Raw genomic sequence first — 14071 nt, 5'->3', positions numbered from 1 at the left:
CTGCCGTAGTCGGCTGGGCTCGTGACGGTGCTGGTGACAGGGGACATCGGCGCAGGCCTCAGAAGATTTCGGCAGGATCGGCATCGCCGAGCTTGCGCATGGCCAGGGCTGCGGAGCCCATGCACATCACCAGGATCAGGCCGAAGATCAACAGGGAGCGGCTGGCTTCCATCCCCACCGGCAAGCGCGTGGCGGAGCGCACCAGGTGGTACAGGCCGGTGCCGGCGGCGTAGGCCGGCACATAGCCGAGCACGGCCAGCAGGATGCCCTCCCGGGCCACCACCCCCAGCAGGGTCACCAGCGGGTAGCCCATCGCCATCAAGGTGGCGTACTCGGGCAGGTGGTCGCTGACGTCGCTGTAGAGGATCTGGTACACGATCACGCAGCCCACCACGAAGCCCATGGCGGCACCGAGCGTGAAGATGAACCCGATCGCGGTGCTGGTGCGCCAGTAGTCCTTCTCGGCTTCCTCGAACTCCTGCTTGGTGAACACCGTCACGTCGGCGGGCAGTCGCTCCCGCAACCGCTGTTGCACCACCTCTGGGGAAGCGCCGGGCCGAAGGCGGATCAGGCCCAGTTCGATCGCCCCCGGCGGGGTGTTGGGTTTGAGCCGCAGCAGAGTTTCGGTGCTGGTGATCAGGTTGCCGTCGGCGCCGAAGGAGGGGCCCAGGGCCACCAGGCCTGCCACCCGCACCCGTTTGCCATCCACCTCGGTTTCCACCGTCTTCCCTTCGCGGAACCACGGACCCACCGGCCCGAACTCCGGCCTTGAGGCCTCATCGAACAGCACCCGGTCGCGCTGGGTGAGCAGCTTCGCCTTGGCTGCCAGGCCCGGGTCGGTGAACAGGGGATCGTTCGGCTCGAAGCCAAGCGCCAGGATCTGACGGGTGGCGAGCGTTTCAGGGTTGCGCCACAGCAGGAAGCTCCAGTGCACAGGGGTGATCCCCTGCACCGCAGGGTCACCGAGGGCCTGCACGAGCCGGCGGCGCGGAAAGCTCGACATGCTGATCGAGCTCATCGTGCGCGGGCTCATCAGCACCAGGTCGGCGTCGAACAGCCGGTGGATTGTGATGCTGGCGTCGAACAGGCCGTCGCGGAAGCCCAGCTGCATGAACATCAGGATGCCCGCGAAGCTGATACCCGCCAGCGCCACCAGCAGCCGCATGGGCTGACGGGTGAGCAGCAGCCAGGCCAGGGGGATGCGCCGGGCGGCCCAGAGATCCCCGAGCAAGGGGACGCGCATCACGGCAGGCTCCGGCTCATGGGTCGAAGCGGGTGATCGCCTTGGTTCCGGTGAGGTTGCGCACCTTCGCGGTATCGGCCGGATCCAGCGCGAGCCGCACCTCCACCACCCGCGCGTCGGCATCGCCGGTGGGATCGGTGGCGAGCACCTCCCGCTGCTGCACCTGCGGACTGATCCGGATCACGCGGGCGCGCAGGCTGCCATCGAAGCCGCCGTTCTCGCTGCTGATGCTGGCGGTCTGGCCGAGCTTCACCCGGCGGATGTCGCTCTCGTACACCTCGGCCACCACTTCCATGCGGTCGCTGGCGCCGATCTGGAGGATGCCCTTGTCGCCGGGCCGCTCGCCCGCCCGGGCTTCGACGTTCAGAACGGTGCCGCTGATCGGAGCACGCAACTCACTGTTCACCAGATCGGTTTCGGTGCGTGCGATCTGATCACGGGCTTCACGCAGGTTGCCCTGCAGCTCCAGCAGCGTGAGTTCGCGCGTTTCCAGTTCGGAGGCGGCGACGGCGCCATTGCGGGCGAGCTGGCGGTAGCGGTTCACTTCACGCTCCAGCACGGCGACCCTGCGGTTCAAGTTGGCGATGCGGCTGCGCTCCAGGCTGCGCCGGGCCAGCAGCGAAGGGCGATTGTCGAAGCGCGCCAGCAACTGCCCCGCCGTGACGCTGTCGCCCTCCTGCACCAGCAGCTCGGAGATGCGGGGGCTGCCGCCCATCTCCGACATCGGTGCCGCCAGATTGCGGATGTCACCGGCCGGTTCGAGCCGGCCCAGCGCCGAAATGGCATCCACCACGGCAGGCCGGTTGCTGGCGACGGGTGCCGGCGTGGGTGCCGGCTTCGGGCGGAACTGCCAGGCCACCGCAGCCACGCCCGCCACCACGAGCGCAGCGATCGCGATGCGCAGGGCGCGGGGACGGCCGGGAGTCAGGGAAGCTCCGGCGGATCGTCGAACAGAAGCTCCTCGATGTACCGGTCGGCCCACGCTGGGCTGAAGGCCTTCTCCAGCACCCGCCGCGTCTTGTCGTTTCGTTTCTGTTGCTGGCAATACGACAGCTGACCGTGATACCGGGCAACCGTAGCTGGATCGTCCCAGGATTGAAAGTGGGCGGCCTGGGCTGCGGCCGAGAGCACCGCCAGAAAGCCCTGCACTTCTTCAATGAACCAGCCCTCCTCCTGGGCGGTTGCCGGGCGCACGAACCGCACGTAGGGCGAGAAGATCGTGCCCCAGGGCGGCAGCTCCCGTGGCTGGCTGAAGGGATGCACCGGCAGGGCCGCCAGGGCCCCGGCGATGCCCTCCGGCAGCGCACCGCGGGTGGGGGAGAGATCGGCGATCGCGGCGGACACCCCCGCCGGCCCGGCCACGATGTCGGCGCCGAACACCGGCAGATCGGCGCGGGGATCAGGGAAGTAGACGCAGTGCAGGATCTGCAGACCGGCCCCCAGCCGGGCGGTTTCCAGATGCAGCTTGCGCAGGCCGCGGCAGCGGCGCAGCTCGTTGTGGATGAACAGCCGCTCGCCATCGAGGCTGCCGCTGATCGCCTCCAGGTCGTCGGCGATCGCCAACGGCTCCAGCTCTGGCAGCGCCTGCCAGCTGCTGCGGATCGCTGCCGCCAGCGTGTCCACCAAGGGGTGCACCCCGCCGGTGGCTGGGATCGTGGCGCTCGCCAATGCAGCCTCAGCCAGCAGAATGCTGATCTTCCCACGGCCAGGATCTGAACCGTTGAGCTCCCTGCCTGCCCTGCATGAGGCCCTGCCGACGCCCCAGGCCTTCCATCTCCAGAACGGCGTCCCGGTGGTGAGTGTGCGGCAGGAGCAGGCGCCGGTGGTCTGCCTGGATTTCTGGTGCCGCGCCGGCAGCGCCAGCGAGCAGGCGGCCGAATCCGGCCTGGCCCACTTCCTCGAGCACATGGTGTTCAAGGGCAGCGAAACCCTTGCCCCGGGAGCGTTCGATCAGCGCATCGAGGCGCTCGGCGGCAGCAGCAATGCCGCCACCGGCTTCGATGACGTTCACTACCACGTGCTGATTCCACCGGCGGCGGCGGCGGAAGCCCTCGATCTGCTGCTGGATCTGGTGCTGCACCCGCGCCTGGAGGCCTCCGATTTCGACATGGAGCGCCAGGTGGTGCTCGAAGAACTCGCCCAGAGCGAAGACCAGCCGGAGGACGTGGCCTTCCAGCGGCTGCTGGCGCTGGCCTGCCCAGGTCATGCCTACGGACTGGCGATTCTCGGTGAGCGCGAGGCCCTCACCCGCCACAACCCCGAGCGCATGGCTGCCTTCCACCGGCGCGGCTACCGGCCCAGCGCCTGCAGCCTGGCGGTGGCCGGTGCCCTCGATGGCCTGGATCTCGAGGCCATGGTGGCGGGCAGCGCCCTGGCCGACCTAGCTGATCCAGCAGGCCTCTCCGCCAGTGCCGGACCCTGCGAGCCCCCTGCTACCACCACACCAGCCACTCCATCGGCCCCTGCTTCTGCGCCCTCGGCCGCTCCTGCCCCAGTCCTCGCGCTGCAGCCCGGCCGCCACACCCTCCGGCTCCCTCGCCTGGAGGCGGCCCGCCTGCTGATGGTGTGGCAACTGCCCGCCGCTGCCGATCTGGAGGCCACGGCCGGCGCTGACCTGCTCACCACCCTGCTGGCGGAGGGACGCCGCAGCCGTCTGGTGCAGCGGTTGCGGGAGGATCTGCGCCTGGTGGAAAGTGTTGACCTCGATCTCAACGTGCTCGAGGCCGGCAGCCTGGCCCTGCTCGAAGCCGTCTGCGAACCCGATCAGGCGGAGGCTGTGGAGGCGGAGATCGGCAAGGTCTGGCAGGAGCTCAGCGCCACGCCCCCCAGCACCAGCGAGTGGGAGCGGGCCCAGCGGCTGGTGGCGAACGGCTATCGCTTCGGTCTGGAGGCGGCTTCGCCGGTGGCGGGGCTGATCGGCAACCAGAGCCTCTGGGGGCGGCTGGAGCCACTGCAGGAGCCGCTCGAACGGCTGCGGCTCTGGACGCCGCAACGGCTGCACGCTGAGATCCTGCCCCTGTTCGCCCCCGAGCGCGCCTGCCGTGTGCTGGCCCTGCCCGCATGAGCATTCCTCCCATCCCCCCCCTGCCGGCGCCTGACACCTTCACCCTGAGCAGCGGCTGTCCGGTCTGGGTGAGCCGGCGCCCTGGCCCGGCGATCCTGTCGGCGCGCCTTTGGATCAGGGGCGGCAGCGCTGCCGACCCGCCCGGTGAGCGGGGTCGCGCCCAGCTGCTGGCCGGCCTGCTCACGCGCGGCTGCGGAAACCTCAGTGGCGAGGCGATTGCCGATCTGGTGGAGGGCCTCGGCGATGAACTGCGCTGCGAAGCCAGCGAAGACGCCCTGGTGATCAGCCTCAAGTGCGCCACGGCCGATGCCTCTGCCGTGCTGCCGCTGCTGCACACCATGGTGCGCAGCCCGTGGCTGGCGCCGGATCAGCTCAGCCTTGAGCGGCAGCTCAACCTGCAGACCCTCGCCCGCCAGCGGGAAGATCCGTTCCAGCAGGCCCACGATCTGTTGCGCCGCCAGCTCTACGGCCAGGGGGGCTACGGCCATGACCCCCTGGGTGTGGACGATGAGCTCGCCGCCGTGGAGCGGCCCCGGTTGGCGCAGGCCGCCGCCGGGCTCGGCTCGCAGGGGGCGGTGCTGGTGATGGCGGGCCAACCGCCCGAGGCGGTGCGGGATCTGCTGGAGGTGGCGGATGAGGGTCAGGAACCCTCTCCCTGGACCACCTTTGCGCCGCAGCCCGGCGCCGGCCCCGCAGGCTGCGGCGGCCCTGAGCTGGTGACGGTGGAGCAGGACACCGAGCAGCTGGTGCTGATGCTCGGAGCCGCCACGGTGCCCCTGGCCGATCCCCGCTCCCTGGCTCTGCGCCTGCTGCAGTGCCATCTCGGTGTGGGCATGTCCAGCCGGCTGTTCGTGGCCCTGCGCGAAGAGCACGGCCTTGCCTACGACGTGGGTGTGCACCTGCCGGCTCGCCGCGGGGCCGCCCCGTTCGTCTGCCACCTCTCCAGTTCAGCCGAGCGGGCGGCGCTGGCCACCACCGAGCTGCTGAACGAATGGCAGCGGCTGCTGGATCAACCCCTCACCCTCCCGGAGTGGCAGCTCGCCCTCGCGAAGTTCCGCGGTTCCGCTGCGGTTGGCCGCCAGACGGGTGGCCAGGTGGCCGATCGCCAGGCGCTGGTGCTCGGCCATGGCCTGCCCTGGTCCTACGCCGATGAGGCGGTGGCCCGCGCCGAAGCGCTCACCCCCCACGCCCTGCAGCAAGTGGCGCGCAGTTTGCTGGCAGCCCCCAGCCTCAGCCTGTGCGGTCCCGCTGGCGCCCTCGCCATGGCGGAACGGGCCTGGGCCGCTCACCCGTTGGGGCGTTCGGCAGGGGGGTCCGTGTCAGCGGCGGCGCAGAGCTGATCGGGCTCCAGCAGAAAGGTGCCACGCCGAAAGCGCACGGCCAGCTGTCCCAGTGCTCTGAGGCTCACCACCTGACCCACCTCTCCGCTGTCCACCAGATCGGGCGGTCGCAGCATCGGCATCGGGTCGGCGGTCTTGAGATAGGCCGGCCGCTCGCCCAGCTGCACCAAGTCACCGACGGCATAGGCAGGGGATGGCGGTTCGTCCATTGGCAAGGCTGTGCAGCTGCCCCCCACTACAGCAGGATGGAGCCAACCAGATCTCCCTTGCTTGCGGGCCTTAGCCAACTGCAGCGGCGCCATCGTCGGACTTCTGCTGATCATCAGCGGCGGCCTGATCCGTGTCGCCGTTGCCATGCCCTTCGTGGATGGGGGGTACGCCCTGCGCGAACTGCCGGTCACCGCACAGGTGCCGGCCCTGTTGCTCACTGCCCTGGTGTGCGGCCCACGGCCGGCCCTGCTGGCGGCGGTGGCCTACCTGAGCCTTGGCCTGCTGGTGCTGCCGGTGTTCCACACCGGTGGCGGCATGGCCTACCTGCTCGATCCGGGCTTCGGCTTTCTGGCCGGTTTCATCCCGGCCGCCTGGCTGAGCGGCCGCCTGGCCAGCCAGCCCGGCATGGGCGAACTGCTGCGCCTGATGGGGGCGGCGCTGTTCGGCCTGGGGGTGATCCAGCTGTGCGGCCTCGCCTACCTGCTGCTCGGTGGACTGGTGGGCCGCTGGGGAGGGGGCCTGGGCGATCTGCTGCTCGCCTACAGCCTCGGTCCGCTGCTGCCCCAGCTGATGCTCTGCTGCGCCGTGGCGGTGCTGGCCGTGCCGCTGCGCCGGCTGCTGCTGGTCAGCTCGTGAACGGGGGGCCGTCATGAGCCTCGCCGGCCATCGCCGCCGCGCCGCCTGGATCACCGCCCTGGTGGTGCTGGTGCTCGATCAGGCCAGCAAGGCCTGGGCCCTGTCGGCCCTCTCCGGCACCTCGAGCAGCCCGTTGCTGCCCGGTCTGCTGCGCCTGCGCCTCGTCTTCAACACCGGCGCCGCCTTCAGCCTGTTCACCGGCTCCACCAAGGCGCTGGCGCTCGTGAGCCTGGTGGTAGCGATCGGCCTGGGGGTGTGGATCCAGCGCCAGAGCAGCCTGCGCCGCTGGCAGTGGCTGGGGGTGGGGGCGCTGTTGGGTGGTGCGCTCGGTAATGGCCTCGACCGCTGGCGGCTCGGCTGGGTGGTGGATTTTCTCGAACTGGTGCCGGTGCGCTTTCCGGTGTTCAACCTGGCGGATGTGGCGATCAACGTGGCCGTGATCTGCCTGGCGCTCGACCTGCTGGAGGAGAGCCGTGGTCGCGGGACTTGAGCGCCTGAAGCAGCGCCTGGCGCAGCCGCCCGAAGCGGGAGGCGCTGTGCTGGAGGTGTTCCTCCCCGGTCAGCCCTCACGCCGGTTGGCGCTCTACGGCGGCCTCTATCGCATCGGCCGCGATAACCGCCTGGAGGTCGGCATCGACCATCCGGCGGTGAGCAAGCAGCACGCGTTGCTGGAGCAGGTGGGCGGTGACTGGCTGATCCGCGATGACAACTCCACCAACGGCCTCTATTGGCGCGGCAGCCGGGTGACAGCACTGCTCCTGCGGGACGGCGACGTGGTGCGGCTCGGCCCGCCCTCGGAGCCGGGGTTGCCAGAGCTGGTGTTCCAGCGGCGACCCATGCCCCGGCTGCTGCGCCTGGCCCGGGCCGGCACCTTGGCATTGGCGGGCGCTGCCGGGGCCGGCCTGCTGCTGCTGGGTCTGTCAGCGCTGCAGTTGCCGCTGCGCGGCAGCCTGGCGCCGGTGCGGGGCCCGCTGGCCCTCTACGACCGCGCCAACCGGCCCCTGCAATCAGCCGATTCGCGCGAACACCGCGAGAACAAGAACCTCTCCGATTTCCCGCCGGTGCTGCGGGATGCACTGCTGGCCAGTGAGGACAGCCGCTTCTGGTGGCATCCGGGGGTGGATCCGATCGGCACCGGTCGCGCCCTGGTCACCAACCTGCTGGGCGGGCGCGTGCTGGAGGGGGGCAGCACGCTCACCCAGCAGCTGGCCCGCAGCCTCTACCCCGACCAGGTGGGGCAGGGCGAGACCCTGGCCCGCAAGTGGCGCGAGCTGCTGGTGGCGCTGCAGCTGGAAGCCCGATTCAGCAAGAGCGAGCTGCTGCTCAGCTACCTCAACCGGGTGTATCTGGGCGTGGGCTGGGGCTTCGAGGATGCCGCCCGCAGCTACTTCGGCAAACCCACCGCCAGGCTCGATCTGGATGAAGCGGCCCTGCTGGTGGGTCTGCTCCCTTCGCCGAACGGCCATGATCCCTGCTCCAATCCCCAGGCGGCGCTGGACGCGCGCAATGCCGTGCTCGCCAAGATGGCCGACACGGGAAAGATCAGCGCCGATCAGGCCCGCCAGGCCCGCCGCCGGCCGATTCAGCTCGGCCCCAAGGCCTGCCGCGGTGGCCAGGGACGCCCGGCGCCCTTCTACACCGATCAGGTGCGCGCTGATCTGGAAACCCTGGTGGGTGCGGAGGTGGCCGTGGAGGGCAACTTCCTGGTGGAGACCCACTTTGATCCGGCGATGCAGCAGGTGGTGGAGCGCCAGCTGCGGCGGGCCTTGGCCCGCGGCGGCGCCTCGGAAGGGGCGGTGGTGGTGCTCGACAGCCGCACCGGCGGGATGCTGGCGATCGCCGGCGGCCGCGATTACCAGCGCAGCCAGTTCAACCGGGCCAGCATGGCCCTCAGGCAGCCCGGCAGCACCTTCAAGCTGTTCACCTACGTGGCGGCGTTGGAGCGTGGTGCCAAGCCCGGCGATGGCATCGACTGCGGCCCGCTCACCTGGGCGGGGCAATCCTTCGCCAGCACCTGCCGCGGCGCGATCAGCCAGCGGCAGGCCTTCGCGATGAGCAGCAACACCGCCGCGCTGCGGCTGGCCCGCCGCGTCGGGCTGGAGGCGGTCGAGCAGACGGCCCGAGACCTCGGCATCACCTCGCCGCTGCATGCCGTTCCCGGGCTGGCCCTTGGCCAGAGTGAGGTGGTGCTGACTGAGCTCACCGCCGCTTACGCGGCTGTGGTCAACGACGGGGTGTGGCATGCGCCCAGCACCATCCGCCGCCTCACCGATGCCGAAACCTGTGCCGGCCTCGACAGTGCCCGCTGTCGCGAGCAGCGGGCCCGCACTGCCAGAAGCGTGAGCCCGGGGCGGCAGGTGGTGAAACCCCAGACGGCCAAGGCCATGCAAGGGATGATGCGCGCGGTGGTGCGTTCCGGCACCGGCACTGCCGCCTACCTGGGTGGCAACGAGGGTGGCAAGACCGGCACCACCAACGAGGCGCGTGACCTGGTGTTCGTGGGCTTCGAACCGCGCCGGCACTTGGTGATGGGCATCTGGCTCGGCAACGACGACAACCGCCCTACCGGTGGCTCCAGCGCCCAGGCCGCAGCCCTCTGGGGCGACATCATGCGGGCGGCGCCCAGCGGCACCCCAGCAGCCGTCTCCCGGCGCTGATGCCCCGCTTCCGCCTCTGGATCTGGCTGGCGGTGGCGCTGGCCGCCGTCGTGGCGGCCTCCGTGCTGATCCAGGCTGTCAACAATCTGCTCTGGCAACTCAGCTACCTGCTGCCGGCCTGGCTGGTGGGCCCGGTCACCCTGCTGTTGATCGGTGGTGGTGTGCTGCTGGTGGCCCGCTTTGCCGGCCCCTGGCTGCTGGCCTGGCGCCGCCGCCCCCCGCCGGCAGCGCCGCCACCGCCGGCCGTGGCGCCCGGCAACCGCCAGGAGGCGGCCGAACAGCAGCTGCAGGCGATCGATCAGGTGCTTGAACGGGTCCGGGACGATGTGGCGCGCGTGGCGTTGCGGCAGGAGCGGGAACGGGTGGAGGCGGAGCTGGCCCGTGGTGATCTCGAGCTGGTGGTGTTCGGCACCGGCTCCACCGGCAAGACCTCCTTGATCCGTGCCCTGCTGGATGAAGTGGTGGGGGAGGTGGGTGCCGCGATGGGATCCACCGGCGACTGCCGCGTCTACCGCCTGCGGCTCAAGGGACTGCGCCGCGGTCTGCGGCTGGTGGACACCCCCGGCATTCTGGAAGCAGGCAGTGATGGCCGCCAACGGGAGATCACGGCGCGGGAACGGGCCGCCCGCGCCGATCTGCTGCTGTTCGTGGTCGACGGCGACCTGCGCGCCGCTGAACTGGAGGTGTTCGAGGCGCTCGCCAGCCTCGGCAAGCGCCTGTTGCTGGTGCTCAACAAGTGCGATCTGCGTGGCCAGGAGGAGGAGCGCCGCCTGCTTGAGCTGCTGCGCCGCCGCTGCTCCGGCCGCCTCGCCGACGAGGACGTGCTGCCCGCCAGCGCCGCCCCCCAGTCGGTACCGCTGCCCGGGGGCCGCCCGCACCAGCCACTGCCGGAGATCGATGTCCTGCTGCGGCGGATCGCCACCGTGCTGCATCAGGACGGTGAGGAGCTGCTGGCGGACAACATCCTGTTGCAGAGCCGCCGGCTGAGCGAGGCCAGCCGGGCCCTGCTCAGCGCCCAGCGCCGCAGCGACGGCGAACGCATCGTGGATCGCTACATGTGGATCGGTGCCGGCGTGCTCGTGGTGACGCCCCTGCCCGTGGTGGATCTGCTTGGCACCGCGGCGGTGAACGCCCAGATGGTGGTGGAGCTTGGCAAGGTCTATGGCGTCACCCTCACCCGGGAGGCCGGCCAGGATCTGGCCCTGTCGGTGGGGCGCACGCTGGCCGGTCTTGGCGTGATCAAGGGCGGGCTGGCCCTGATCGGCTCCGCCCTCACCCTCAACCTGCCGGCGCTGATCGTGAGCAAGGCGGTGCAGGGGGTGAGTGCGGCCTGGTTCACCCGCATTGCCGGTCAGAGCTTTCTCACCTACTTCGAGCAGGGGCAGGACTGGGGTGATGGCGGCATGCAGGAGGTGGTGCGCCGCCTCTACGACCTCAACCGCCGCGAGGGGGCCCTCAAGGACTTCCTGCAGGCGGCCTTCAACCGGGTGGTGGAGCCGTTGCAGCGGCGGAAGGACCCCCAGCTGCCGCCACGCCCAGGGCCTCGGGGGGAGGGGGAAGCAGGGGGCCGCGGGCGTCGAGCACCGTGATCAGCCCGAGGTAGAGCACCCCGATCAGAATCGAGATCGCCCCGGTGAGGATGGCCACCCAGCGGCCGCGCTTGTCGGAATCAGCCATGGGAAGGCACCAGCAGCGCGGAAGGCACGGGCAGCGAGCGGGCCACCACGGCGGCCAGCCGCTCCAGATGTTCGCCCTGGGTGTGGGGGTTGCCCAGCACCGCTTTGAGGTGATGGTGGCCCTGATGCAGCGGCCGGGACAGCATCAACTCCTCCGCCAGCAGCGCCGCACGGCACTGCTGCGACCACTGGGCGCAGGCCTGGGCATCGGCGCCGCTGGGCCGGAAGGCCAGCAGGTGCAACGGGCCACCCACCAGGCTGAGGGCCCCGGCCGGGGCCGCGGCGTGCAGCAGCTGCTCCAGCCGCTGGCGGCGGGCGATCGCCTCGCCCACCAGCTGGTCGATCCCCTCGAGCCCGAGCTGACGCAGGCCAAGCCAGAGCTTGAGGATCTCAGCGCTGCGGCTTCCCTGTAGCCCGCACTCGCCGCCATGGGCGCCTCCCCAGCTGGGTTCCATGTAGGGAAGGCCGGTGCCGAAGGTCTGGTGCAGGGCGTCGGGCTCGGCCAGCAGCAGCAGCGAAGAGGTTTTGGTGATCCCAAGCAGCTTCTGGGGGTTCAACGTGACCGAATCGGCCCGGCCCAGCCCTGCGACACCCCCGCAGTGCACGGTGCTGAGGCCGAGCACGCCACCGATCGCCCCGTCCACGTGCAGCCAGAGGCCATGGCGCTGGCACAGCTCGGCCAGGGGCTCCAGCGGATCCACGGCGCCGCGCACCGTGGTGCCGGCGGTGGCCACCACGGCCAGCACCGGCCGGCCGGCCCGCTGCAGGTCAGTGAGCGCCTGCTCCAGCCGCTGCGGATCCAGCCGCCCCTCTGCATCGGTGGGCAGCCGCAGCAAGGCCTCAGGCGGCAGTCCCATCACCAGCACCGCCTTGTCGAGCGATACATGGGCGTCGGTGCTGGTCAGCACCACCACGTCTGGGCGGTGCTGCAGGCCGCGGCTCTGGCGCGCCGTGACCAGCGCCATCAGGTTGCTGAGGCTGCCGCCGCTGGCTGGGATGCCGCCAGCGGCGTCTCCCAGCCCGAGGCGACGGGCCAGCCATCCGCACAGGCCCCGCTCCAGGCGGCTGAGTGAGGGGGACAGCTCTTCGGAGAGCAGGTTGTTGTTCAGACCGGCGCAGACCAGATCCCCCACCAGCGAAGCGGTGAGCGGCGGCGGATCGAGGTGGGCCAGGGCGCCGGGGTGGTTGGGGTTGTAGGCCCCGTCCATCAACACCTGCAGGTCGGCCAGCAGCGTGGTGCCATCCAGGCCGTGGCGGCGGGGCTCCAGTTCCGGCAACAGGCTCAGCCCGGGCAGCGGCGGGCGGCTGGTGGCTGTGCCCAGCCACTGGCAGAGCTGCTGCACCGCCCCGTTGAGAAACGCTTCCAGCAGCGGATCGGCCTGCCCTGGCGCTGCGAACGGCAACGGCTCAAGCGCCTGGTGCAGGTGTGGCGTGACGGCCAACGGCGGTGCAGGAAGGGGCTTCATTCTCCCTTGCCGTCCCTCAGCATGGAGGCACTGACACGCTGGGTGCCCGACCCGGCCACCGCTGCGCTGTGCTGAGCCCTCCGCCCGTTCCTGCCGCCCAGCAGCGCCTGTGGATGGAGCGTTTGCTGCGCCAGGCCCGCCGCGCCGGTGACAGGGGAGAGATCCCTGTGGCGGCGGTGGTGCTGGATGGGGAAGGGCGCTGCCTCGGCTGGGGCAGCAACCGCCGCCAGCTGGATCAGGATCCACTCGGTCATGCCGAGCTGGTGGCGTTGAGCCAGGCTGCGGCCATGCGTGGCAGCTGGCGTTTCAACGACTGCAGCTTGATCGTGACGCTCGAACCCTGCCCGATGTGCGCTGGCGCCCTGGTGCAGGCCCGTATGGGGCGGGTGCTGTTCGCCGCCGGAGATGCCAAACGCGGAGGGTTGGGTGGCAGCGTGGACCTGGCCCGGCACCCGAGTGCTCACCACCCCATGGAGGTGGAGGGTGGCTTGCTGGAGGTGCAGGCCACCCTGCTCCTGGCGGATTGGTTCAGGCAGCGGCGACAGCGACGGCCGTGCGGCCCGACTGGAACGCCGGCAGCTCCGTCTCCAGCAGATTGAGCAGCAGATCGACGTTTTCGGCGCGGCTGTTGTAGCCCATCAGGCCGATGCGCCACACCGAGCCGGCCAGCGCGCCGAGCCCGCCGCCCACTTCGATGCCGTGGCGGTTGAGCAGATGGAGGCTGAAGGCCTTGCCATCCACACCTTCGGGAATGCGCACCGTGGTGAGCGTGGGCAGCCGCAGGGGCTCGGGCACATGCAGCTCCAGGCCGAGGTGCTCCAGGCCGCTCCAGAGGCGCTCGGCGTTGCTGCGATGGCGGGCCCAGGCTTGCTCCAGGCCTTCCTCCGCCAGCAGGCGCAACGCTTCGCGCATGCCGAAGTTCATGTTCACCGGGGCCGTGTGGTGGTACACCCGGTTGCTCCCCCAGTACTGGTTGAGCAGTGACACATCCAGGTACCAGTTGGGCACCTTGCCGCTACGGGCGGCCAGCTTGGCTTCAGCCCGAGGGCCCATGGTGAACGGACCGAGGCCGGGAGGGCAGCTCAACCCCTTCTGGCTGCAGCTGTAGGCGAGATCCACGCCCCAGGCGTCGAGATGAACCGGCACGGCGCCGAGCGATGTGACCGTATCGAGCAGCAGCAGGCAGTCGTGTTGGCGGCAGAGATCGCCGATGCCTTCCATCGGCTGGCACACGCCGGTGGAGGTTTCGGCATGAACAAGCGCCAGGATCTTTGGCTTGTGGAGCGCCATCGCCGCTTCGAGCTCTTCGAGGCTGAAGGCTTCCCCCCAGGGGCGCTCGATCGTGACCACCTCAGCGCGGTAGCGCTGGGCCATGTCGACGAGCCGCAGGCCGAAATAGCCCTTCACGGCCACGAGAACCTTGTCACCCGGTTCGATGGTGTTGGCCAGGGTGGCTTCCATGGCGGCACTGCCGGTGCCGCTCATCGGGATGGTGAGGCGGTTGTCGGTCTGCCAGGCGTAACGCAGCAGTTCCTGTACCTCGCCCATCAGCTCGATGTAGATCGGATCGAGGTGACCGATCGGTGTGCGTGCCAGTGCAGCCAGCACCGTGGGATGGGCATTCGACGGCCCTGGGCCCAGCAGCAGGCGATCGGGGGTGGCGATCGGTTCCAGGGGGAGCCGATGACGATCGTTCACCGGGAGATCGGAAGACTGTGTGACCAAGGCCAGCAGGGCGTCGAAGAAGTGGATTGCAGCCTACCCAGAGGCCAGAGCTGG

General features: G+C 70.3%; 13 protein-coding genes. 7 read left to right on the top strand and 6 right to left on the bottom strand.

From position 1 onward, the window contains the following. Positions 1 to 58: 58 nt before the first annotated feature. Genes devC through ACXMDP_RS12445 form a run of 3 tightly spaced genes read right to left on the bottom strand, consistent with a single transcriptional unit; the run spans position 59 to position 2911 of the window. The gene (devC, locus tag ACXMDP_RS12455; protein WP_255101273.1) at positions 59 to 1243 is read right to left on the bottom strand and encodes an ABC transporter permease DevC; all 1185 of its coding nucleotides are present in this window, start codon (positions 1241 to 1243) and stop codon (positions 59 to 61) included. Positions 1244 to 1259: 16 nt separating this feature from the next. After that, positions 1260 to 2120 (bottom strand): HlyD family efflux transporter periplasmic adaptor subunit, encoded by an 861-nt coding sequence (locus ACXMDP_RS12450; protein ID WP_457766933.1) that lies wholly within the window; start codon positions 2118 to 2120, stop codon positions 1260 to 1262. Positions 2121 to 2167: 47 nt separating this feature from the next. Then, positions 2168 to 2911 (bottom strand): phycocyanobilin:ferredoxin oxidoreductase, encoded by a 744-nt coding sequence (locus ACXMDP_RS12445; protein ID WP_255141197.1) that lies wholly within the window; start codon positions 2909 to 2911, stop codon positions 2168 to 2170. A gap of 52 nt (positions 2912 to 2963) precedes the next feature. Between ACXMDP_RS12445 and ACXMDP_RS12440 the strand changes: the two genes are divergently transcribed. Both ACXMDP_RS12440 and ACXMDP_RS12435 read left to right on the top strand, forming a co-directional pair. Continuing rightward, a complete protein-coding gene (locus tag ACXMDP_RS12440; RefSeq protein ID WP_259730770.1) occupies positions 2964 to 4307 on the top strand; it encodes a M16 family metallopeptidase in 1344 nt (447 codons plus the stop codon). Continuing rightward, on the top strand, positions 4304 to 5647 hold the full coding sequence (locus ACXMDP_RS12435; protein WP_259730771.1) for a M16 family metallopeptidase: 1344 nt from the start codon (positions 4304 to 4306) through the stop codon (positions 5645 to 5647). Before ACXMDP_RS12440 ends, ACXMDP_RS12435 begins: the two co-directional genes overlap by 4 nt. Here the strand turns inward: ACXMDP_RS12435 and ACXMDP_RS12430 are convergent. Then, entirely contained in the window at positions 5593 to 5856 is a 264-nt protein-coding gene (locus tag ACXMDP_RS12430) for a DUF3148 domain-containing protein (RefSeq protein WP_259730772.1), read from the bottom strand. The genes ACXMDP_RS12435 and ACXMDP_RS12430 overlap by 55 nt on opposite strands. Before the next feature lie 61 nt (positions 5857 to 5917). Here ACXMDP_RS12430 and ACXMDP_RS12425 point away from each other — a divergent pair, with 61 nt between their 5' ends. The 4 genes from ACXMDP_RS12425 to ACXMDP_RS12410 are packed head-to-tail and all read left to right on the top strand — an operon-like array spanning position 5918 to position 10739. Continuing rightward, positions 5918 to 6493, top strand: a complete 576-nt coding sequence (locus tag ACXMDP_RS12425; protein ID WP_094513125.1) for a biotin transporter BioY — start codon at positions 5918 to 5920, stop codon at positions 6491 to 6493. A 13-nt stretch (positions 6494 to 6506) separates the two neighbouring features. After that, positions 6507 to 6983 (top strand): signal peptidase II, encoded by a 477-nt coding sequence (gene lspA, locus ACXMDP_RS12420; protein WP_255101267.1) that lies wholly within the window; start codon positions 6507 to 6509, stop codon positions 6981 to 6983. Next, positions 6967 to 9150: a transglycosylase domain-containing protein gene (locus tag ACXMDP_RS12415; RefSeq protein ID WP_399233882.1), complete on the top strand. Its 2184-nt coding sequence runs from the start codon at positions 6967 to 6969 to the stop codon at positions 9148 to 9150. The genes lspA and ACXMDP_RS12415 overlap by 17 nt, the downstream gene beginning before the upstream one ends. Further along, positions 9150 to 10739, top strand: a complete 1590-nt coding sequence (locus ACXMDP_RS12410; RefSeq protein ID WP_259730773.1) for a YcjF family protein — start codon at positions 9150 to 9152, stop codon at positions 10737 to 10739. The genes ACXMDP_RS12415 and ACXMDP_RS12410 overlap by 1 nt, the downstream gene beginning before the upstream one ends. Before the next feature lie 80 nt (positions 10740 to 10819). Here the strand turns inward: ACXMDP_RS12410 and ACXMDP_RS12405 are convergent, their stop codons facing one another. Continuing rightward, positions 10820 to 12292, bottom strand: a complete 1473-nt coding sequence (locus tag ACXMDP_RS12405; protein ID WP_399233885.1) for a pyridoxal phosphate-dependent decarboxylase family protein — start codon at positions 12290 to 12292, stop codon at positions 10820 to 10822. A gap of 113 nt (positions 12293 to 12405) precedes the next feature. Between ACXMDP_RS12405 and ACXMDP_RS12400 the strand changes: the two genes are divergently transcribed. Continuing rightward, positions 12406 to 12891, top strand: a complete 486-nt coding sequence (locus ACXMDP_RS12400) for a nucleoside deaminase (protein WP_259730849.1) — start codon at positions 12406 to 12408, stop codon at positions 12889 to 12891. Here ACXMDP_RS12400 and ACXMDP_RS12395 read toward each other — a convergent pair. Next, positions 12821 to 13990 (bottom strand): pyridoxal-phosphate-dependent aminotransferase family protein, encoded by a 1170-nt coding sequence (locus tag ACXMDP_RS12395; protein ID WP_259730775.1) that lies wholly within the window; start codon positions 13988 to 13990, stop codon positions 12821 to 12823. The genes ACXMDP_RS12400 and ACXMDP_RS12395 overlap by 71 nt on opposite strands. Positions 13991 to 14071: the final 81 nt, after the last annotated feature.

The organism is Cyanobium sp. ULC065, from assembly GCF_977927515.1.
This window is presented reverse-complemented; position numbering and strand designations above follow the sequence as displayed.